General features: G+C 54.8%; 19 protein-coding genes. 8 read left to right on the top strand and 11 right to left on the bottom strand.

Translation table 11 applies throughout. From position 1 onward, the window contains the following. Positions 1-41: 41 nt before the first annotated feature. Positions 42-2,786 carry a Helicase associated domain protein gene (locus J3352_RS05720; protein WP_197036489.1) on the bottom strand — a complete coding sequence of 915 codons (2,745 nt, stop codon included), beginning with the start codon at positions 2,784-2,786 and terminating at the stop codon, positions 42-44. A gap of 779 nt (positions 2,787-3,565) precedes the next feature. On the opposite strand from J3352_RS05720, the gene J3352_RS05725 reads away from it, so the two are divergent. The 6 genes from J3352_RS05725 (at position 3,566) to J3352_RS05750 (ending at position 7,616) form a co-directional block, all read left to right on the top strand. Further along, positions 3,566-4,672 (top strand): ABC transporter substrate-binding protein, encoded by a 1,107-nt coding sequence (locus tag J3352_RS05725; RefSeq protein ID WP_097772561.1) that lies wholly within the window; start codon positions 3,566-3,568, stop codon positions 4,670-4,672. Between the two features lie 17 nt (positions 4,673-4,689). Then, entirely contained in the window at positions 4,690-5,613 is a 924-nt protein-coding gene (locus tag J3352_RS05730) for an ABC transporter permease (RefSeq protein WP_156065998.1), read from the top strand. Positions 5,614-5,620: 7 nt separating this feature from the next. Then, positions 5,621-6,439, top strand: a complete 819-nt coding sequence (locus J3352_RS05735; protein WP_304999669.1) for an ABC transporter ATP-binding protein — start codon at positions 5,621-5,623, stop codon at positions 6,437-6,439. A gap of 78 nt (positions 6,440-6,517) precedes the next feature. Beyond that, positions 6,518-6,979 (top strand): GNAT family N-acetyltransferase, encoded by a 462-nt coding sequence (locus J3352_RS05740; RefSeq protein ID WP_097772558.1) that lies wholly within the window; start codon positions 6,518-6,520, stop codon positions 6,977-6,979. Between the two features lie 69 nt (positions 6,980-7,048). Further along, a complete protein-coding gene (locus J3352_RS05745; RefSeq protein ID WP_156061930.1) occupies positions 7,049-7,330 on the top strand; it encodes a type II toxin-antitoxin system prevent-host-death family antitoxin in 282 nt (93 codons plus the stop codon). Continuing rightward, complete coding sequence (locus J3352_RS05750) at positions 7,320-7,616, top strand: type II toxin-antitoxin system RelE/ParE family toxin (RefSeq protein ID WP_156065996.1); 297 nt, start codon at positions 7,320-7,322, stop codon at positions 7,614-7,616. The genes J3352_RS05745 and J3352_RS05750 overlap by 11 nt, the downstream gene beginning before the upstream one ends. A 76-nt stretch (positions 7,617-7,692) precedes the next feature. On the opposite strand, the gene J3352_RS05755 is transcribed toward J3352_RS05750, so the two are convergent. The 4 genes from J3352_RS05755 to metG all read right to left on the bottom strand — a co-directional run bounded on the left by J3352_RS05755 (position 7,693) and on the right by metG (position 11,842). Beyond that, entirely contained in the window at positions 7,693-7,926 is a 234-nt protein-coding gene (locus tag J3352_RS05755) for a hypothetical protein (RefSeq protein WP_005933001.1), read from the bottom strand. Between the two features lie 129 nt (positions 7,927-8,055). After that, positions 8,056-8,877 carry a TatD family hydrolase gene (locus tag J3352_RS05760; RefSeq protein ID WP_156065994.1) on the bottom strand — a complete coding sequence of 274 codons (822 nt, stop codon included), beginning with the start codon at positions 8,875-8,877 and terminating at the stop codon, positions 8,056-8,058. Position 8,878: 1 nt separating this feature from the next. Next, positions 8,879-9,838 (bottom strand): DMT family transporter, encoded by a 960-nt coding sequence (locus J3352_RS05765; protein WP_156065992.1) that lies wholly within the window; start codon positions 9,836-9,838, stop codon positions 8,879-8,881. A 3-nt stretch (positions 9,839-9,841) separates the two neighbouring features. Further along, a complete protein-coding gene (metG, locus tag J3352_RS05770; protein WP_005933006.1) occupies positions 9,842-11,842 on the bottom strand; it encodes a methionine--tRNA ligase in 2,001 nt (666 codons plus the stop codon). 876 nt (positions 11,843-12,718) lie between these two features. Between metG and J3352_RS05775 the strand changes: the two genes are divergently transcribed. Continuing rightward, positions 12,719-13,534 (top strand): Rpn family recombination-promoting nuclease/putative transposase, encoded by an 816-nt coding sequence (locus J3352_RS05775; protein WP_005933011.1) that lies wholly within the window; start codon positions 12,719-12,721, stop codon positions 13,532-13,534. Between the two features lie 87 nt (positions 13,535-13,621). Here J3352_RS05775 and J3352_RS05780 read toward each other — a convergent pair whose 3' ends face one another. The 4 genes from J3352_RS05780 to J3352_RS05795 all read right to left on the bottom strand — a co-directional run bounded on the left by J3352_RS05780 (position 13,622) and on the right by J3352_RS05795 (position 17,352). After that, positions 13,622-15,013: a site-specific integrase gene (locus J3352_RS05780; RefSeq protein WP_005933013.1), complete on the bottom strand. Its 1,392-nt coding sequence runs from the start codon at positions 15,011-15,013 to the stop codon at positions 13,622-13,624. Beyond that, positions 15,013-15,903, bottom strand: a complete 891-nt coding sequence (locus J3352_RS05785; RefSeq protein ID WP_005928318.1) for a helix-turn-helix domain-containing protein — start codon at positions 15,901-15,903, stop codon at positions 15,013-15,015. The genes J3352_RS05780 and J3352_RS05785 overlap by 1 nt, the downstream gene beginning before the upstream one ends. Before the next feature lie 90 nt (positions 15,904-15,993). Continuing rightward, positions 15,994-16,239 carry a helix-turn-helix domain-containing protein gene (locus tag J3352_RS14385; RefSeq protein ID WP_005933015.1) on the bottom strand — a complete coding sequence of 82 codons (246 nt, stop codon included), beginning with the start codon at positions 16,237-16,239 and terminating at the stop codon, positions 15,994-15,996. Between the two features lie 30 nt (positions 16,240-16,269). Then, positions 16,270-17,352: a type II toxin-antitoxin system PemK/MazF family toxin gene (locus J3352_RS05795; protein WP_242651584.1), complete on the bottom strand. Its 1,083-nt coding sequence runs from the start codon at positions 17,350-17,352 to the stop codon at positions 16,270-16,272. A 651-nt stretch (positions 17,353-18,003) separates the two neighbouring features. On the opposite strand from J3352_RS05795, the gene J3352_RS05805 reads away from it, so the two are divergent. Continuing rightward, entirely contained in the window at positions 18,004-19,401 is a 1,398-nt protein-coding gene (locus J3352_RS05805) for an ATP-binding protein (protein WP_035394138.1), read from the top strand. Between the two features lie 56 nt (positions 19,402-19,457). On the opposite strand, the gene J3352_RS05810 is transcribed toward J3352_RS05805, so the two are convergent. Then, positions 19,458-19,745 carry a helix-turn-helix domain-containing protein gene (locus J3352_RS05810; RefSeq protein WP_005933020.1) on the bottom strand — a complete coding sequence of 96 codons (288 nt, stop codon included), beginning with the start codon at positions 19,743-19,745 and terminating at the stop codon, positions 19,458-19,460. Between the two features lie 97 nt (positions 19,746-19,842). Then, positions 19,843-20,199 (bottom strand): hypothetical protein, encoded by a 357-nt coding sequence (locus J3352_RS05815; RefSeq protein ID WP_035394141.1) that lies wholly within the window; start codon positions 20,197-20,199, stop codon positions 19,843-19,845. Between the last annotated feature and the right edge of the window lie 60 nt (positions 20,200-20,259).

Genomic DNA, 20,259 nt, shown 5'->3' on the forward strand with positions numbered 1-20,259 from the left:
CATCAGAAAAGCCACCGGCAAAAACCGGTGGCTCTTTTCTTTTATTCGCTCCACTCCATCCCGATTTTATCCAGCATTGCGCGGCGCTCAGGGGTGAGCTTGGGGTCGTGGGTGGTATCCCACTCCCGCATCCGGCGGAGCCAGTCGCCCAGGCAGAAGCCGGTTTCGTCGGATTTGTAGTTGGCGGCGGCGTGGAGGTTGCCGTGAGCCTTGTAGTAGGCCTTGGCCTGCTGATAGGCGGTTCCCCACTTGGCATCCCGGGCATCCCACACCATGCCGATGCTGTTCAGCTTTTTGATGTGGGCGGGCGTGACCTGATAGGAATCCGGGCGGTTCTTGCGGGCTGCACGCAGGTTGGAGATCCACACGCCCAGCCGGACACCGTCGCTGTCCACATAGCTGGCGGGGACCAGCAGATGTTTGTACTTGCGGGCATAGCGGGCGGCACTGCGGAAGTTCCGCTCCCAGTTGGCCTCGCGCACGGTGCCGTGGTCAGCAGCGGGATCACTGGGGCGGCGCTCGCCCTTGAACAGGGTGCGCAGCAGCTTGCGGCGCTCACTGCTCAGGGCGCTGCTGCCGGAGTTCAGGGCCTGCCGCTGACGGCTGACCCAGCTGCCCAGCCAAACGCCGTCCGCAGTCTTGTAGACAGAGGGAATCTCCAGATCGCCGTGCTCTGTCTTGTAGGCCAGAGCCAGATCATAGCGCTCCTGCCAGGGGTCGTACTTTTCCCACACCATGCCCAGCTTGTCCAGCAGGGCCTTGCGCTCAGGGGTGACCCGGGCGCTGGAGCGGTCCGGGTTCAGGTAGGCATAGCGCTGGCGCGCCACCCACTTGCCCAGCAGTACTCCGTCCGGCGTGACATACTCCGAGGGGACGTTCAGGTTGCCGTGCTCATGGTAGTAGGCGGCGGCAACATCGTACAGGGACATCCACTTGCGGTCGTTGCGGTTGGTCCAGTCCATGCCCAGAGCGTCCAGCCGCTCCACCTGTTCCTGAGGCAGCTCGCCTGCCTTGTGAGCGGCGCGCTGGGCCCCCAGCCAGACCCCCAGACCGAAGCCGGAGGGCGTTTCGTACTTGATGGGCACTTCCAGATCGCCGTGCTCCAGATAATACTGAGTGGCGGCGGCATAGTTCTGCTCCCACAGGTCGTTGGAGGTGCTCCACACCATGCCGATGGCTTCCAGCCGCTCGATGCGGTTCTGGGTCAGGTTGCCGCCCAGATAGCGCTGGCGGTTGTAGACAATCCATTCGCCCAGCGCAAAATCATTTTTATCGCGGTAGCGCACCGGCACCAGCAGGTCGCCGTGCTCGGTGCGGTATTTCTGCGCGGAGGCAAAGCCCTTTTCCCAGGCAGCTTCCAGCCGGTGGTTCCAGCGGATGCCCAGTTTTTCCAGCTTGGCGGCCTGTTCGGCTGTCAGGCGGCCCGGGCGCTGCCCGGCCTGTACCTGCCGCTGGAGCTCGAGCCACTTGCCCACGGGCACGCCGCTGTGGATGGTATAGCTCCGGGGCAGCTCCAGGGTGCCCTCTTTGGCGGCGGCATCGGCGGCAGCCTGGCACAGCACCTCCCAGCGGGCTTCCATCTCCCGGCGCAGCTTGCCGTACAGGCGGTAGGTCTGCTGCATGGGGCGCTCCTGCCGGAAGCCCGGCGTTTTGCTGCCGGCCTTGGTCATGGCCTCGGTGCAGTCCCGCTGCAGGGTGCGGCCGTTGCCCAGCCCCTCAAACTGCGCCACAAGGTCGAACACCGGCACGCTGCGGCTGCCTGCAGCCACCAGCGCGCGGCAGAGCATCTGCTTGAAGGTGGACATCAGGCTGGACTGGCGCACCAGAATGACCCCGGCCAGCCCCTCCAGCGGCTGCTGGACTCCCGGCGCGTTGACGCAGAGCAGGACCTTGGGGCCGGGGGCTGTATCAGAGAGGAAAGTCTCCACGGCGGCAGAATCCGCAAAGCAGGCGTGATCCGCGGCGTAAAAGCGGACGGCAGGGTCCACAGTGCGCAGCAGCTTTTCCAGCTCCGTGCCCAGCTTTTCCTGATAGGCGGCGGATTCAAACAGGACCAGATAATGGCCGCTGGTATCGCTGAGCAGGCGGGGCAGCAGAACGGTCAGGTTTTCCACCTGACGCAGAGACCAGCTCAGCTCTTCATATTGAACGCGCAGGGAGGTGTCGCCCTTGGGCATACACAGGTTTTTGATCCGGGCGCGCAGGGTGGCCAGCTCCTCCTCCTGAGGCCAGAGCAGGGCCGCATAGGCTGAGGGCACCGGCATGGTCCCGGCGGCCATGGCCTCGGCCACAGTCATGTGGGAGACGATGCAGTCGGCAAACAGCTCCTGCGCGGCGGCGCAGACGGGGGCACCGTTGGGCACACCCAGCCCCAGCACCTTTGCCTGGGAGCACATCCGCAGCAGCTTCTGCACCGACTGTGCCCAGCACACGGCGCTCAACTCATGGTAGCAGTCCAGCACGATGCAGCCGGGTTTCTGCTCCCCCAGCCGCACCCACTGCTCCGGGGTGGCAGCGGCCAGCTTTTCGCAATCACAGAAGCGGACATTGCCGGGCAGGGTGCCGCCGTTGTAGCGTGTCAGCTCTGCCTGCCGCAGGGCCAGACGCTGTGCACCGGCCACCAGCCAGAAAAAGGTGGTCTGGGGGTGAGCCTCCACCACCTTCCAGGCAATACAGCTTTTGCCGGTGCCGGTGGGGTGGAACACGGCGGCCCGGTTCAGGGTCTCCAGAGACTGTACAGCTTTCTGAAAAGCGGCTTCGTTGACGGGATTCAGGGTCATCGACATGGTGGTAGTGTCCTCTCCGAGTTGCATGTTTGACATCGTTGGATACAACGAAAATATTTCATAGAATTAGTTTATCGCAAAAAACATTTTTCTGTCAAGCCCTTTGAAGAGAATTTAGAGCAAAACTCGGGAAAAGAATAAAAATAGTGTGGAATCTGTGGCAGAAACTGCGAACTTTGTGCGCAGCAACGGGGATACTGAAAGTGGAAATGCGTCCCGGAGCGGAGAGAAAGTATGACCTATGGCTGGAAGAAGGCTTCTTTTGCCCCGGCAGAGCTGCCCGGGCCGCACCGGGGAGATCCGGGCAGGAGGGCTGCTGCGGAACATCCAAGAAGCATTTCATCTTTGCGGCCGAAAAAATGAAAAATTCCCTCTTGACTTTATGAAAATAAAGCGTATAATGCAATCAACAAACCGATGAGGCGGAAGAGAACCTGCAAGCGCACTTACAGTGAGCCCGAATGGTGAAAACGGGCAGAGAGCGGAGCAGAGTTCGTGGGCCGCCGAGGGCCGGGCGAACAGGGCAGTGCCTTTAGTAGCTTGGGACGGAAGCCTCCGTTACAGGGCAGGGGAGTGTTGGCTCTCCGTTGAGGGGCTCCTGCAGTTTTCCATGGTGGGAAGACGAGTGGAGCAAGCAAGGTGGCACCGCAGATTCGAATTTCTCGACTCTGTCCTTGTGGATGAACACACAGGGACGGGGCCGTTTTTATTTTACCCGTTCCGCAGGTGGAGCGGGTTTTATTTTTTGGGCCGCCCGCTCCGGGAAAGGAGCAACCGCTATGAAAACCATGAACATGATCTCCCGCCGCAGCTTCCTGAAGGCTACCGCCGCAGCCGCTGTCGTATCCGCACTGGGCCTGACCGGCTGCGGTTCCTCCGGTTCTTCTGCCGCAGCATCCAGCACCGCTTCCAGCGCTGCCGGTTCCGCTGCCGCCGCTTCTGAGGCAGGCCAGACCTTTAAGGTGGGCATCGTCAACTATGTGGATCATGCTTCCCTGAACCAGATCGTGGCCTCTGTTGAGAGCCGCCTGGATAAGGTGGGCGCGGAGAAGGGCGTGACCTTCGACTATGCCGATTACTACGCCAACGCCCAGGCTGACCAGTCCAACCTGAACCAGATCGGTGCAGACCTCGTGGCCGACCAGGTAGATGTCATCGTGGCCGTGGCCACCCCCACCGCCGCCACTATGCTGGCCGCTGTGGAGGACACCGACATCCCTGTGGTCTACTCTGCCGTCACCGACCCTGTTTCCGCCGGGTTTGATGGGGAAGAGGGCATCACCGGCACCTCCGATGCCCTGAACACCGAGGCCATTATGAACCTCATCACTGCCATCAACCCCGACATCGACACCATCGGCCTGCTGTACGACCTGAGCCAGGATGCCTCCACCCAGGCCATCGCCGATGCCAAGGCGTTCTGCGACAGCAAGGGCATCAAGTACATTGAAAAGAACGGTACCACCACCGCCGAGGTGCAGATGGCTGCCGAGGCCCTTGTGGCCGCCGGTGTCAAGGCAGTGTTCACCCCCACCGACAACACCGTGATGACCGCCGAGCTGTCCATCTACGAGACCTTTACCGATGCAGGCGTGATGCACTTCACTGGTGCCGACAGCTTTGCTTTGAACGGTGCCTTTGTGGGCTACGGCGTGGATTACGTCCAGCTGGGCGAGGCCACCGCCGATATGGTGGTGGAGCTGCTCTGCGGCGGCAAGACCCCCGCAGACCTGCCCTACCAGACCTTCGACAACGGCATCGTGACCATCAATACAGAAACGGCCGCAGCATTGGGCATGGACGACAATACCCTGAACATGATTAAGGAAGCCTTCAAGCCCTACTGCACCGAAATTGTGGTAGTGACCACGCAGGAGAATTTCTAAAAAGGAGTACATCAACCATGCTGGCGAGTATCTTTTCGCTCAACGTGATCCAGACGGCGCTGGAGCTGGGCTGCATGTACGGTCTGGTGGCGCTGGCGCTGTTTCTGAGCTATTCGATCCTGAACATTGCCGACTTGTCCACCGATGGCTGCTTCACCCTTGGCTGTGCCGTGGCCTGCCAGGTGGCGCTGACAGGCCACCCCATCCTGGCCCTGTTCGCGGCCATGGCGGCGGGTGTGTGTTCGGGCTTTGTCACCGCCTTTTTGCAGACACGTCTGGGCGTTGAGAGCATCATGGCAGGCATCATCGTGAACACCGGTCTATACACCATCAATCTGGCGGTCATGGGCTTTTCGTCCACGATGTCCCTGGTCAAGACCGATACGGTATTCTCGCTGGCAAAATCCGCACTGGCCTTTATGGGCGGCTGGTATAAGCTGGTCATCGCGGCGGCGGTCATTGTACTCGCCTGTGCCGCCATGGTGGGTTTCCTGGGCACCCGGCTGGGCCTTTCCATCCGCGCCACCGGCGACAATGCCGCCATGGTGCGGGCCTCCAGCATCAACCCGGCCTTCACCATCACAGTGGGCCTGTGCATCTCGGGCGCGCTGACCGCCCTTTCCGGCGGCCTGCTGGCCCAGTACCAGAAGAGCAGCGACATCAACGTGGGCACCGGCATGGTGACCATTGCACTGGCTTCCCTTATCATCGGCGAAACGCTGGTGGGCAAGCGCACCATGGTGCGCCGGGTGCTGGGCGTGGTGTTCGGCAGCTGCCTGTATCGCTTTATCGTGGCCGTGGCCCTGCGCTTCAATGTGCCCGCCGCCGCCATGAAGCTGGTGAGCGCCCTCATCGTGGCTGTGGCCATCTCGATGCCCGCCATCCGGGCAAAGTTTGCCTTTGAGCAGCGCAAGCACAATGCCCGGAAGGAGGTGCACTGAGATGGAAATGCTGGAACTGAACAACCTGCACAAGACCTTTAACCCTGGCACCGTCAACGAAAAGGTGGCCCTGAACGGTGTGAGCCTGCACATGGAGGCGGGCGACTTTGCCACCATCGTGGGCTCCAACGGCGCGGGCAAATCCACCATGTTCAACGCCATCACCGGCGGTTTCATTGCCGACGAGGGCAGCATCGTGCTGGGCGGGCAGGACATTACCTTTGCGCCCGAGTATGAGCGCAGCAAGGTCATCGGCCACCTGTTCCAGGACCCCCTCAAGGGCACGGCCCCCAATATGACCATTGAGGAAAACCTTGCGCTGGCCTATCTCCGGGCAGGAACCGCCCCCCACGCCATCTTCTCCCGCATCTCCCGCAAGGATAAGGAGCTGTTCCGGGAAAAACTTGCCCTGTTGAACATGGGCCTTGAGGACCGGATGAAGCAGCCGGTGGGTCTGCTTTCCGGCGGCCAGCGGCAGGCGCTGACCCTGCTCATGGCCACCCTCGTTACCCCCAAGCTCCTGCTGCTGGACGAGCACACCGCAGCCCTCGACCCTGCCACGGCGGAGAAGGTGCTGGAGCTGACCAAGAGCATCGTGGCCGAGAAAAAGATCACCTGCCTGATGGTCACCCACAACATGCATCAGGCCCTCGAGCTGGGCAACCGCACCCTGATGATGGACGGCGGCCGCATCGTGTTCGATGTCAAGGGCGAGGAGCGCAGGAAGATGACCGTGGACGACCTGCTGGAAAAGTTCCGCGAGAATGCCGGCAAGGCCCTGGACAATGACCGCATCCTGCTGAGCAAGGTGGAAGCGGGCAACTGAAAAGAAACTCAAACTGCCCTGTCTGGACCCGAAACCGTGTCTGACAGGGCAGTTTTGATACAACAAGGAGAAAACGAGATGAAAATAACGATCCGTACCCCGCAGATGCAGGATTATGACCGATTTTCTGCTATTATGGATCAGGTCCAGCAGATGCATGTCGAGTGGCGGCCGGATGTCTACAAGCCGGCCAGCCCATTGATTACAAAGGAACTGTTTGGCGAACTCCTGAAATGGGACAGCTGGTATATTGCCGAGACGGACGGCATCGTTGTTGGTGTTCTGGAAGTGTTTAAGCGGCATGTGGAAAGCCCGGCGCAGGTAACAAAGGATGTTTTGTTCGTCAGCACCATGGCGGTGGATGAGGCGTATCGCGGGAAGGGCATCGGGCACCAGTTCTTTGATAAGGTGAAGCAACTCAAAGCAGAAAAGGGATGCGACACCATTGAACTGCAGGTGAACGCTAAAAATAAAATGGCGTATGAGATGTACCGGAACTATGGCTTTACGGAAAAGTCCATCAATATGGAGCTGAAATAAAACGATTGTAATTATCCTTGTATATGTAGTCATAATGTGATACAATGCTTTTGACAGGAGGTGTCACTTATGATGCAGACATTTGTTCGCCCATCCCGTGATCTGCGCAACCACTACGCTGAAATTTCAGAGATGTTGAAAGACCACAATCATGTTATTATCACAAATCATGGTCGTGGGGAATCCGTCCTCATCAACATTGAGGACTACGCCAAGTATGAGGAGTTCATGCACCAGCGGTATGTTGTCGAGGAGCTTGCCAAGGCAAAACAGCAGGCGGCAGACCCCAACACGCAGTGGACAGAGCATGAAAGCGTATGGGAGACGCTCCACGAACAGTATGACGTATAAGATCAAATATCTGCCCCTTGCTGTACAGGACTTGAATGACATTGCCCGGTGTTTGTCCGGCTTCTACCCCCAAACGGCCCGCCGTGTGCTGAAAGAAATGCGGGAAAAGATCACAAAGCTGGGGGATACCCCACGGATGTGTGAAGTCTATGCCCTTGACCCGACCTACCGCAAGCTGGTGGCAGACCAGTATCTGGTGTTTTACCATGTCAATGAGAACGTCAAGGTGGTGGAGATCCACCGTGTACTGCGCGGCTCATGGAATTTGCCGCAGTACCTGGAATAAAACAAAGAGCAGAGCGCTCCAGCCAGCTGGCCAGACGCTCTGCTCTTTTTAATGCAATATTCTGAAAACGCAGAAATTACTTGACGTACTCAACGGTGTACTCGAAACCATACTCTTCCTGCAGTTTCTTGACGGCAGGCTCGCAGTCCTCGATGAAGCTGGGTGCGTAGACGGAAGCACCGTTGTGGTCCTTCTTGTAGTCCTCCACGATCTGCTGCAGCTTTGCCCAGCCCTCGTTGGCCTTGGCGTTGTCAACAGTGTCGGGGAAGTTGATGATGAATTCACGGTGCTGCGGAATACGAGCTTTCATAAGTGATATCTCCTTATTTGACAATTTGTAGTTTGTTACTTGATTTATACAGAAGCATAATGCTTTTGTAGATAACGGATAGATTGTATAGAAGGATAGCCTGCCCTCTGTGCCCGGCTGCTGCCGGTTTCAGACGGAGAGATTATACACCTGGCAGGCATTCTCCACCGTCTGCCGGAACACCTGCTCCGGTTCCTCACCCTTGATGCTAGCGATATACTCGCCTACATAGCGGATGAGAGAGCTGTCGCAGCGGGTGCCGCGGACAGGCTCCGGGGCCATATAGGGGCAGTCAGTTTCCAGGACGATGCGTTCCAGCGGCAGGGCGGCAATGGCCTTGGCGGCACGCTTGGCCCCCTTGAAGGTGCAGGCCCCGCCAAAGCCGATGTAGAGCCCCTGCTCTGCCAGCCAGAGCGCGTCATCGGCGCTGCCGGAATAGCAGTGGACGATGCCCTTGGGCCGGTACTTTTTTAGCAGGGCGTAGACATCGGCGTGGGCGCTGCGGTCGTGCACGATGATGGGCTTGTCCAGTTCCAGCGCCAGCCGGATCTCGGCCTCAAACAGCGCCAGCTGGGCATCCTTGGGCACGGGCCAGTGGTAATCCAGTCCGCACTCCCCCACAGCCACCACCTTGGGGTCCTTGTAATAGGGGGCAAGGGCACGCATCTCTGCGGCCCAGTCGCCGCCGTATACCGAGACAGTAGGGGCGGGGCCTTCCTCACCGCAATTCTCCGGGGCCAGCAGGCTCTCCGGGTGGATGCCAACGGCGGCGTACACCCAGGGATATTTGTGGGCCAGCTCCAGCACCTTGGGCGCATCGCCCGAATGGGTGGCCTGCTCGCACACGCCCACCACCCCTTTGCCGGGCAGGCTGTCCAGCAGGGCAAAGCGGTCCGCGTCAAAGGCACGGGCGTTATAATGGGCGTGGGTGTCAAAGATGGGGTATTCCATATTACCGGGCACGCTCCTTTTTGGCGGGGGTCTTGTTTACCAGCCAGATGCCGATGCAGACCAGCACCAGCGCCCCCAGATACTGCCACCGGAACAGCGGCTCCCCATTGATGAGGGCGCTGAGCAGAACATTCACCACCGGGTTCACGAACCCGAAGATGGCGATCCGGCTGACGGGGTTGTTCTTCATCAGCAGGGCCCAGACGATGTAGCCCGCGCCGCAGATGAAGGCCAGCGCCAGCAGGTCCAGCACGCTGAGCACAGACCAGTGTTCCAGCCGTCCGCCCAGAACAGCGCCCAGCAGGAACAGGGCCGCACCGCCCACGAACAGGTTCACAAAGCAGACGGCAAAGCTGTCTGCCCGGCGGGTGACGGATTTGTTCCAGGGGCCTGCCAGCGTGAAAAGGACGGTAGCAATGAGCATGTAGGCTACACCCCGGGCGCTGCCGCCGCCGTGGTTGCCCAACGTGGCGATGAGAACGCCCGCAAAGCCGATGCCGCAGCCCAGCGCCTTGGCCGGGGTCATGCGGTCAGCCCTGCCGTAAAGGAAATGGGCAAAGATGACCCCCAGAAAGCTCTGGGTGCTGTTCAGGATGCCCCCAAAGGCACCGGTGAGCAGGGCAACAGCGCTGTAGAAAAAGGCGTACTGCGCTGTGGTCTGCCACAGGCCCAATGCACAGCATTCGGCCAGGATCTTCCCTTTGGGCATGGCGGGGAGCCTGCCCTCCAGCAGCAGGCTGCCGCCCAGTACCAGCACACTGCCTAGCATGAACCGCACCCCTGCAAAGCAGAGAATGGAGGCCGTGTCAGCGGTGTCGATGGCAAAGAGCCGGTAGCCCAGCTTGATGAAAGGGAAAGCCGAACCCCACATGGCGTTGCAGAGGATGGCAATGACAACGGCAAAGGCCGGTGTGCCGAAAAGCCGGTCCAGCTTTTCGGTGCGGCTCAGCTGTGTCTCCATGGCTCAGTGGATGCGGCTGCCAACGGGGGTGTTGTCGCCGTAGAAGGCGATGGAACAGCCGCCGTCAGCGGTGTCGGCAGCAAAGATCATGCCCTCGCTGACATACTTGCCCTTCAGCATGGGACGGGGGGCCAGATTGCAGACGATGCCGATCTTCTTGCCGATCAGATCCTCCGGCTTGAACCACTTGGCAATGCCGGACAGGATGCAGCGCTCACGCTCGCCGTCAAACACGGTCAGGTGGAGCAGCTTCTTGCTCTCCTTCAGGTTCTCGCAGGCACGCACCTCGGCCACGCGCAGCTCCACCTTGCAGAAGGTGTCAAAGTCGATCTCTTCCTCGTGGGTAAAATCAACGGTGCTCTCCTCAGCGGCGGGGGCGGCAGCAGCCTTTTCGGCTTCGGCCTTGGCCTTGTTGGCAGCTTCGGCAGCGGCCTTGCGCTTCTCGTCCTCTTCCTTCAGGTGAGCGATCTCCTTGGCCACGTCAATGCGGGGGAACAGGGCATCGCCCTTGTGGACGGTGTAGGTCTCCTGCACGCCGTAAGCAGCCTTGCTCAGGTCGATGTCGGCAGTGGACAGGCCCAGCTGATCCATCATCTTGGGAGCGGTGGAGGGCAGGTAAGCGTTTAGCAGGATGCCTGCTACACGCAGTGCCTCGCACAGGTGGTAGAGCACGCTCTCCAGACGGGCCTTGTTGGCCTCATCCTTGGCCAGAGCCCAGGGAGCGGTCTCATCGATATACTTGTTGGCACGCTGGATCACGGCAAAGATCTCCATCAGGGCCTGGGGGATGGTCAGGTTGTCCATGTCGGCAGTGACCTTGCCCAGCAGCTCATTGACCATGGTCTCCAGCTCCGTGTCGATGGCCTCGGTGCCAGCGGCCTTGTGGACCGTGCCGCCGAAGTACTTCTCGCACATGGCAACGGTGCGGCTGAGCAGGTTGCCCAGGTCGTTGGCCAGGTCGCTGTTGATGCGGTTGATCAGGGCCTCGTTGGTGAACATGCCGTCATTGCCAAAGGGAATCTCACGCAGCAGAAAGTAGCGGATGGAGTCCACGCCGTAGCGGTCGCACAAGACCACAGGGTCCACAACGTTGCCCACGGACTTGGACATCTTGCCGCCGTTCATCAGCAGCCAGCCGTGGCCAAACACGCGCTTGGGCAGCGGCAGATCCAGAGCCATGAGCATGGCGGGCCACAGGATGGTGTGGAAGCGCAGGATCTCCTTGCCCACCATGTGCAGGTCAGCAGGCCAGAACTTGTTGTAATCGTGGTAGGTCTCGTTGCCGTAACCCAGCGCGGAGATATAGTTGCTCAGCGCATCGACCCAGACATACATGGTGTGCTTGGGGTCAAAGGGAACGGGGATGCCCCACTTGACAGAGGTGCGGGAAACACAGGTGTCCTGCAGGCCCTGCTTGATAAAGGCGATCATCTCGTTCTTCCGGCTCTCGGGCTGGATGAACTGGGGATTCTCCTCGTAGTACTTCAGCAGGCGGTCGGCATACTTGCCGGTCTTGAAGAAGTAGGCCTCCTCGTGGGCATCATAGACCTCGCGGCCGCAGTCGGGGCACTTGCCGTCCACCAGCTGGCTGTCGGTCCAGAAGCTCTCGCAGGGCTTGCAGTAGTGGCCGATGTACTCGCCCTTGTAGATATCGCCCTGCTCATACAGCTGGGTGAAGATCTTCTGGCAGGTCTCCACATGGTAGTCATCGGTGGTGCGGATGAAGCGGTCATAGCTGACATCCAGCAGCTTCCACAGATCCTTGACGGTGGCAACGATCCGGTCAACGTACTCCTTGGGGGTCACGCCTGCATCGGCGGCCTTGTCCTGGATCTTCTGGCCATGCTCATCGGTGCCGGTCAGGAACATGACTTCCTTGCCCTGCATCCGCTTGAAGCGGGCCAGCGCGTCGCAGGCCACGGTGGTGTAACTGTGGCCGATGTGCAGCTTGTCGCTGGGGTAGTAGATGGGGGTCGTGATGTAGAATGTGTTGTGTTCGCTCATGGGGGATGATTCTTCCTTTCTGTTGTGGCTGTGTCACAAAAAAGCTCCCGTCCTGCCGGAATGCACCGGACAAGGACGGGAGCTGAACTTCCGTGGTACCACCTTGCTTTGCCGCGCCCTTGCAGGCATGGCCTTGCGTGCCGGGGTAAAACCGGCCTCCGCGCGGTAACGGGCGCACCCGGCGGGGGCTTGGCGGCGCGCCGCTTCACCCCCACAGCTCAGAGGCCATCTTCCACCCCGTGCTCACCTGCCCGGTTCCATCCTTCGGGCTTTCTGTCAGGCGCAGGCGGGGCGTACTCTCCTCGTCAAGGCTGTTCGCTTTCTGCCAAAGGGGCACACGACCCCCTTGTTCCTATTATAATACGCAAAAACGGCGGGTTTGTCAACTCTCCTGGTAAAGTGTTCTGCAAAATGGCATTTGACTCGGTTTGTGTATATAAACGAGATAGTTATTAACAAAAAGATACGGTCAGGAATTGCTATCCTATTCTGTGTTTACATGGATTTACACGAAAGCGGCTGCCAATTTTAGCAGAGAGCCGGAAACAGAGTCCAAAAGGTGCTCTAGGGGCTTTATTAGCTGGAAATTAGCTGAGCTAAATGAAAAGTGGCCGCTCTATTGTACAACGCTCACCTTTCATTAGCTGGAAGGCGCGTGGCTGTTCATAGGCACCAGAAGAACACCAGTTGCAAAAAGCAGCTGAAGCCTGTTTCTGGATTTATGATACCATGTCGGAATCGCAGTTGGAATAGGAACATGGCCAGAACACGATATGAAAGGATTCTGACCTATGTGGTGGGAAGTACTTCATCTTGTAAAAAAAACGGTTTTATGGTATTCTTACCTTAGATAAGGAACAGAAAGCAGGTGAACCGATGGCAGAAGTCGAAACGCAAAACAACCTTGATTTTGAGCGCAAGCATGAGGAAGATTTGCGGCGTATCCGTGATTTTCGGCTCATGGATGATAACTTTATGAGCAAGGTCTTTGAGGATAAGCCATGTGCGGAATTCCTGCTCCGGATCATCCTGAATCGGGATGATTTAAAGGTTAAAGAAGTCCATGGGCAGCATGACCTGAACAATATACAGGGGCGTTCCGTGCGGCTTGACATTCTGGCAGTGGATCATGAAAATCGTGCCTACAATGTCGAGGTTCAGCGCAGTGACAGTGGAGCAGTCGCAAAGAGGGCGAGATATAACAGCAGCCTGCTGGATGCCAATCTCACCCGAAAGGGCGATGCGTATGACGCACTGAACGAGACCTATGTAATCTTTATCACAGAGAACGATGTGCTTCGGGGTGGACTTCCTATTTATCATATCAATCGCATCATTGAGGAAATGGGGAAATCTTTCGGAGATGAAGCACATATTATCTATGTAAACTCTCAGATCAAGGACGACACCGCATTGGGAAAGTTGATGCACGACTTTACCTGTACGAACCCGGATGACATGAACTATCCTGTTCTGGCACAGCGGGTGCGTTATTTCAAAGAAGATACGAAGGGAGTGGCAACGATGTGCAGAGCATTTGAAGAAGTGAGAGAAGAAACAAAGCATGAGCAGTCGATTGAAATTGCAAAATCTTTGCTAGAATTTGGGAAAATGACCTATGAAGAAATTGCTCGGTCGGTTCAGCTTCCTGTTGAAGAAGTAAAGGCACTGGATACAAAGAAACCCGCCTGATTTTAATTCAGCCAAGATATTCTTAAAAACAAACAGCGGCAGTTTTCCAAATCGGAAAGCTGTCGCTGTTTATGTATGTATAGGGGCTTATAAGTTCTTTGCAAGATTTTTGATGAGTTCGGCCATAGAGGGGTCAGCCAGCAGTTTAGCAAGAGCTGCTGCCGCATCTGTATCGACTGGACTGGCTTTGGGAGTGGATTGCTCTGCGCGAGGGAGGGCTTCAGGCTCTGCACCATGATGCTGATAGAAGAAATCGTCGAATCGTTGTGCGTTCAAACGCCGATCATCATCCAGAATGTGTGCGTACTGCTCGGTGACCATCGAAGCCTGTGCATGACCGGAATCGCCCTGCACGGCTTTGATATCGCCGCCGTTCAGCTTGAGCTTGTATGTAATGCTGGAGTGTCGGAAGCTGTGGAAAACCACTTTGGGGAGATCGTTTTCCTCAATCAGCTGCTTCAATGCACCGTTAATGGTGGATTGTTCGGTCGGCATTCCCAGCGGGCCGGCAACCACGAGATTATAGTCTGCATACTCTGCACCCAGTGCGTCCTTTGTCATGTCCTGCTCGGCTTTATAGTGGACAAGCATTTCAGCAACTGTTTTGGGGAGAAAAATGGTTCGGATACTGCTGTCTGTTTTAGGGCTTTTCAGAACCTGGACCGTGGTGCAGCGGGAACTCAGCGAGGGAAAACGAGTGATGACATTTTTATTTTCCAAGGCGTTCAGCGAAGCAATATCTACACGCTGCAATTCCTTATTTATGTAAATGGAGGCTCGCCCGGCTTCAATGCTTTCGGGGGAGATATCCACACAATCCCATGTCAGACCGAGCAATTCCCCTAAGCGCAGGGAACAAGAGAAGGAGAGGTTGATGCAAAGCCGGAGCCGTGGATCATCACAGACTTCTAAGGCATGGAACAGGGTCTCGGCAGTCCAGATATCACGCTTCTTTGCAGTGTATTTGGGCAAGGTGGCATAAATACAGGGATTCTTTTCCATAAGTTCCCACTTTACAGCCTGCTCAAAGGCACTTCTCAAAATTTTGTGAACCGAACGAACCGTGCCGGGAGAAACGTATTGATGCTGACGCTTTCCACACATAGGGTCAACGGCTTCGTATTTAAGCAGCCGCTGATAATATCCCTCAATTACGCGGGTGGTGAGATCTTGCAGCTTCATTGAGCCGATAAGCGGTTCTATGTAGTTTGAAATCAGTGCAGTGTTTGATTGATAGGTTGAAAGTGCCCATTTGGTTCTTCCGTACAGGGTGACGTATTCTTTAAGCAGGTCTTTTAGAGTTCGGCACTGGGGTGCCACAAAGGTACCGACGGATTCTTTGTATTCGACCTCTTTCTTACGGTTTTTGGCATCTGCAAGGTCGGTAAAGGTTTCCCATTTCTGCTTTAGCGTTCCATTAGTGTGTTTGTAGGTATAGACAACGCAGTATCGGTTATTGCGTTTGACAATGCTAGCCATTATACATCCTCCTCTACTTTACGTTTGGACTTCAGAACTTCATCGAAAGCATCTTTTTGGATGCGTTTTACCCTTCCCAACTTCATCGTTGGAATTCCTTCTTTGAGAACCCACGAGTCAAGTGTTGGGCGGCTGATTCCGTAAAAAGCCTGAATTTCCTGAAAACTGTAGTATTTCCCATTCTTGGGACATTGCAGTTTTAGCGGCGGCTCCTCATGCGTTTCTTTTTTCGGTTTTTGAAGTTGGTATGTAGATTGGCTTTTAAGCCATGCCTTAAAACTTTTTTTGGTAATGCGCGGCCTGTCGGCCACGCGCTCAATGACGAAACAATCTCGGTATTTTTTGCAATCAAGAATCCCATAAACATTCTTGCGTGGGATACCGAGTAGTTTTGCCATTTCCGGGATGGAGATGGTTTGCGCTTCAATCTCCCGGTCACGCTCACGGTCGGCTGCTGTGCGGTAGCGACTTTGTGATCGGTACCACCGCTCAAAGTCCTCTTTGGGAATTCTCATACAGAAGTCTGCCGTTTCTGTTTTCAACTTGCCCTGTCGGATGAGTGTATAGATCGTTTCGGGTTTCACCTTCAATATCTCGGCGGCGTCAGGAACGGAATAGGACCGTTTGCAAAGTTCCTCGCCCGGTGGCGAACCATTGACCTTATGATATTTGACCTGATTGGCATACCATTTCTCAAAGCTGGAAATAACGATACGCCTTTTGTCGTTTATCAGAATGACTTCAAAGAGATTCTTATGAAGCAGCCAATAGCTGTCTGTTTTGCCAAGGCCGAGAAGCTGCCGCATCTCACGAACCGACATGGTGGTTTTGGTAGTGGCAGGTTCAGCTTTTCCGTATAAGGGAGCCGAAGTATTCCGCATATCATCCATGAAAGACACCTCTCTATCTATGTAAAAGTTTAGCCGGGATTTCTCATCCCGGCTAAAGAATAGCAGATTTCGCGTGAAATGTTGAGGATGTCAAACAGCAGGATTGCGTTCAACAGTGCCATCATTGAGCCATGCTTCAAAGCTGGCTTTGGAAATACGGTAAGCGCCGCTTACCTTGAACCAGCGGAATTCGTTCTGCTTCAGTAGACGGTAGACAGTGGGACGGCTCAGGAGCAGCATTTCCATCAGGTCTTCTACGGTATAGCAGCGGCTGTCCTTTGCTGTGGAAACAGGGGAGGAAACCGAGTTGGGCGAAGGTTCTTCATGGATAATCATTGGATAATACCTCGTTAAATATACTTAAAGTTAAAACTTGAGCGGCAATGCAGCCCGGCGGCTGCCACCATTATAAATAGTATAGACCTGCTGAAGGTACTTCGTCTTGCCGGGAAGGCTTACGCCTGCGGTTCGTGCAAGGCGAAAAATCGTGAATGCATCGACCTGCCGCAGTTTGGCAATCAGACGGCTTTTACTGTATTCGGAGTGGTACAGTTCTACAAAGCGGCAGATGCCGAGCAGATTTGCAGAACTCATGGAATCAGGTTCTCCGTCCCACGCATTCAGCAAAACATCAAGGGATTCGATATACAGTTCAGGACCAAGCCGGATGAATTCGTGATAGGCGGTTGCGATGCAGCTGATCCACTGCTTGCCCCGGCCTTCTTCAAAAGAAAGATGAACGCCAGCCAATTCGGTGGCCTGCTGGAATGCAACGGCAGCAGGCTCCCCTGCAAAAATCAGGGCACGGAGCTTCTGTCCTGCACTCAGCCGTTCCGAAATGCCTGTCTGCTGTGCAAACAGGAGGGCTTCTTCTCGTTCTGTCATACCAAAATAAACCTTGCAGCGAATCTGCAAATCTTCGCCGCCGTTCAGAAATTTCCGTGCAGCGATGGTGTTCTGTCCGTCCATCACATAGTAGTGACCATCCCGGAAGCTGATCTTCGGCTCATTGGCAACCCGCTCGTCAAATTCTTTTGCGATGCGGGCAACACGAGCGGGGTGAAGAGCACGCTGATAAGTGTCGCGCGGCACGATCAGTTGCCGCATTTCATATTTGGACAGGTGCCCAAGGTAGCTTAACACTCTGGATTTATCTGCGGGGCGCGGACTTTCGCAAATCGCCATAGATGGCGCACTCAAAAAGCGATTGTGCAGAATAAAATGCGTCGGCATATTTCGCTTTTTGATCTGTGTTGTCAGCGGAACGACCAGAAGAACATTGGAATAAAAATTACCGTCATCGTTCTGGACAACAATGGCAGGTCGGATGCCGCCTTGTTCGGAACCGCTGTAAGGATTCAGATCCATCATGTAGACATCCCCGCGCTTGTACATCCAGTTTGCGGGCATAGGCGGATACTTTTTCTCTTTTTTGCCTCGTGTTGCCAATTTGGATTTCTCCTTTCTATCCGTATATGTAACAGTGGGCTGCTCGCACAGCCCACCCTACTATCTCAAACAGCAAAAATGCTGTGATTTATAGTTCTATACCTTTCCGTATTTGTCCCCGACATCCCCGGAAAACGAAAACTCAGTTTTCGTGTGGGAAATCTTTCAGCCGTCCGGCAGCGTACCGAATCCATAGGGTTCTCACCTCTCCGTGGTTCTCACCGAGCTGCCCGAAGGCAGAAGTATCATTATTCTGTGATGGCTCTTAGCTATGGAGAAGCTGTCATCCATTTACCGTCAACCTACCGCTCATTCCCTCAGTGGGAGATCATCGCATTTGTTACGGACGTGGCTCATCATCACAGGAACGTGACTGAAGAATGCGTGTTCAATTTTCAAGGGGCGGGATAGCTTGAGGGCTGCTTTGAACGCTTTCCGAAGCTATGGCTGTATTGTAACCGATGCGGAACGAAATGAACAGGAACTCAGAGTTCACAATTTTTGAGGAAAATAGGAAGTATCGTTCCTGTTTCTCGATGAGCCGTCAAAAATATATTTCTTGACTTTATGTAAGAAATGAAGTATTATACTCGTAAGAAACTAACTTACGAGTATATAAATTCGATAAATACACTTTGGGGAGGGAACAAAATGAGCCGATTTTACTGCCGCGATGAGGAACTTCGGAAGTTAAACAAACGATATGAGAATGGAAAGTTTGAATGCGTTGTCATTTACGGCAGACGCCGTGTTGGAAAAACTGCGCTGATCAATGAATTCTGCAAGGATAAACCGACCATTTTCTTCTCTGCCTTGAATACGACCGGAAAAGAAAATCTGGAAGCCTTGTCCAAGGCAATCATGAGTTTTGAACGACCCAATGCAGAATCATCTCCGGAATTTACAACCTACGATGCAGCATTGGACGAACTGACAGCTCTCTCCAAGGAGCAGCGGATCGTATTTGTAATTGATGAGTATCCTTATCTTGCAAAGGCTAAACCCGCTATTTCCGCAATGCTTCAGCACATCATCGACCATAAATGGACAGAGTCCCAAATGTACCTGATCCTGTGTGGCTCGTCCATGAGTTTTATGGAAAGTCAGGTTTTGGGCAAAGAAAGCCCTCTGTATGGGCGCAGAACAGCGCAATTCAAGATCATGCCGCTGGATTATAGGGAAACTGCGGTATTCCATCCGAATCTGTCTGAGGAAGATAACGCCCTGATTTATGGCATCACAGGCGGCGTTCCGCATTATATCAACAAATTGGATGTTCGGGACAGCGTAGATGAAGCACTGATGGAAAACTTGTTTGACCGTTCCAGCTACCTCTATGAGGAACCGGCCAACCTGTTAAAGCAGGAGCTGCGTGAGCCTGCAATTTATAATGCAATCATCAAGGCAATTGCAGAGGGGGCTTCTCGCCTGAACGACATCACCACAAAAGTTGGTGAAGAAAACTCTGTGGTGGCGAAGTACCTCAAAACGTTGATAGACCTTGGAATCGTCAAAAAAGAAACGCCGATCACAGAGAAACCGGGCAAAAAAACGATCTATCTTCTGGCGGACAATTTTTTTCGTTTTTGGTACCGTTTTGTGCCGGTCAATGCAAGTGCCATTGATTCGGGGCGGATCGCAAAGACCTACCCCCATGCGGTGAAGCAGTATTTTCCAGACTATATGGGCCTGATTTTTGAGAAGATGTGTCAAGACTATTTGCTCTATTATGCGAATGATCTTCCTATCGAGTTGAGTGAGATCGGGCAGTGGTGGGGAACCGACCCTCAAAAAAAGAAGCAGATCCAGATCGACATTGTCGGAACGCCGGTTGAGGGTAATGACTATATCATTGGCTCCTGCAAATACCGCAATGAAAAAATCGGTTTGGACGAACTGGAACTGATTCGGGAATATGCAGCAGTCTTTGGGAAAGGAACAAACTACCACTACTACATTTTCTCGAAAGGCGGATTTACGGACGGTCTGCTTCAGGCACAGGAACGCGGAGAAGTACAGCTGCTTACCCTTGCCGATATTTTTGAATAACACAAGAAACGCTCTTGCCGGTGTAAAACTGGCAGGAGCGTTTCTTGTTGAAGTGATTATAAAAGACCTTTGATTTTTTCAAGATGATCTATAGCGGCTTGCAGTTCATTTTGAAACTGATTCCTAGAAGGATCTCGACCCAAAAGAAGATAATCCATACTGACATGGAAGTATTCTGCAATATCGATCAGGATTTTTACAGAGCCATTGGAGCTTCCCCTTTCAAGATCGCCCAGGTGGTGATGGGAAACACCAAGTTTTTCAGCAAGTTTTTCCTGCGATAACTTCGCATTTGTACGCAAAGTAAAAATACGGTTACCAATAGCATTCGGATCAAAACTCATGTGTGACCTCCAAATTTTCGATAAAGCGTGAGAAGTCGAAAACTCGGAGTTGCTACGGATATCTAGCCGCTTGGGGCATCCACGAAAAATGGACAAATCATAACCCCGCGTTTTCACGCGGGGTTATGATTGTATAATTCTTAGCCGTTCCGTCATCTTCAACTGTTCCATCATCTGTGATTGCATTGTAATCCGCCATTGCACCTGAACCTTCGATGCTCAGTGTATATGTAGGATTCTCCGCAGCCGTATTGTTTTGTTCCACTTCCCAAGAAACACTTTCCGTCTGATCTTCTGCACCGCAAGGGCCGCTTGTTGCTGCATTTTGTGCCAGCACAGCCAAGGCAGACGTATTCCCCACCGTTTCCGCAAACGCCGTGACCGCCGAAGCAGGCACCATGGAGACGGCCATACAGCCCGCCACCAGCAAACTTACTACACGTTTTGGTTTCATAAACTTTTTCCTCCCTTATGAAGTATCCCAAACGCTTTTCCCTGCACCCGCCGCAAATGT

Source organism: Faecalibacterium sp. Marseille-Q4164, from assembly GCF_017377545.1.
Taxonomy (GTDB): Bacteria; Bacillota; Clostridia; order Oscillospirales; family Ruminococcaceae; genus Faecalibacterium; species Faecalibacterium duncaniae.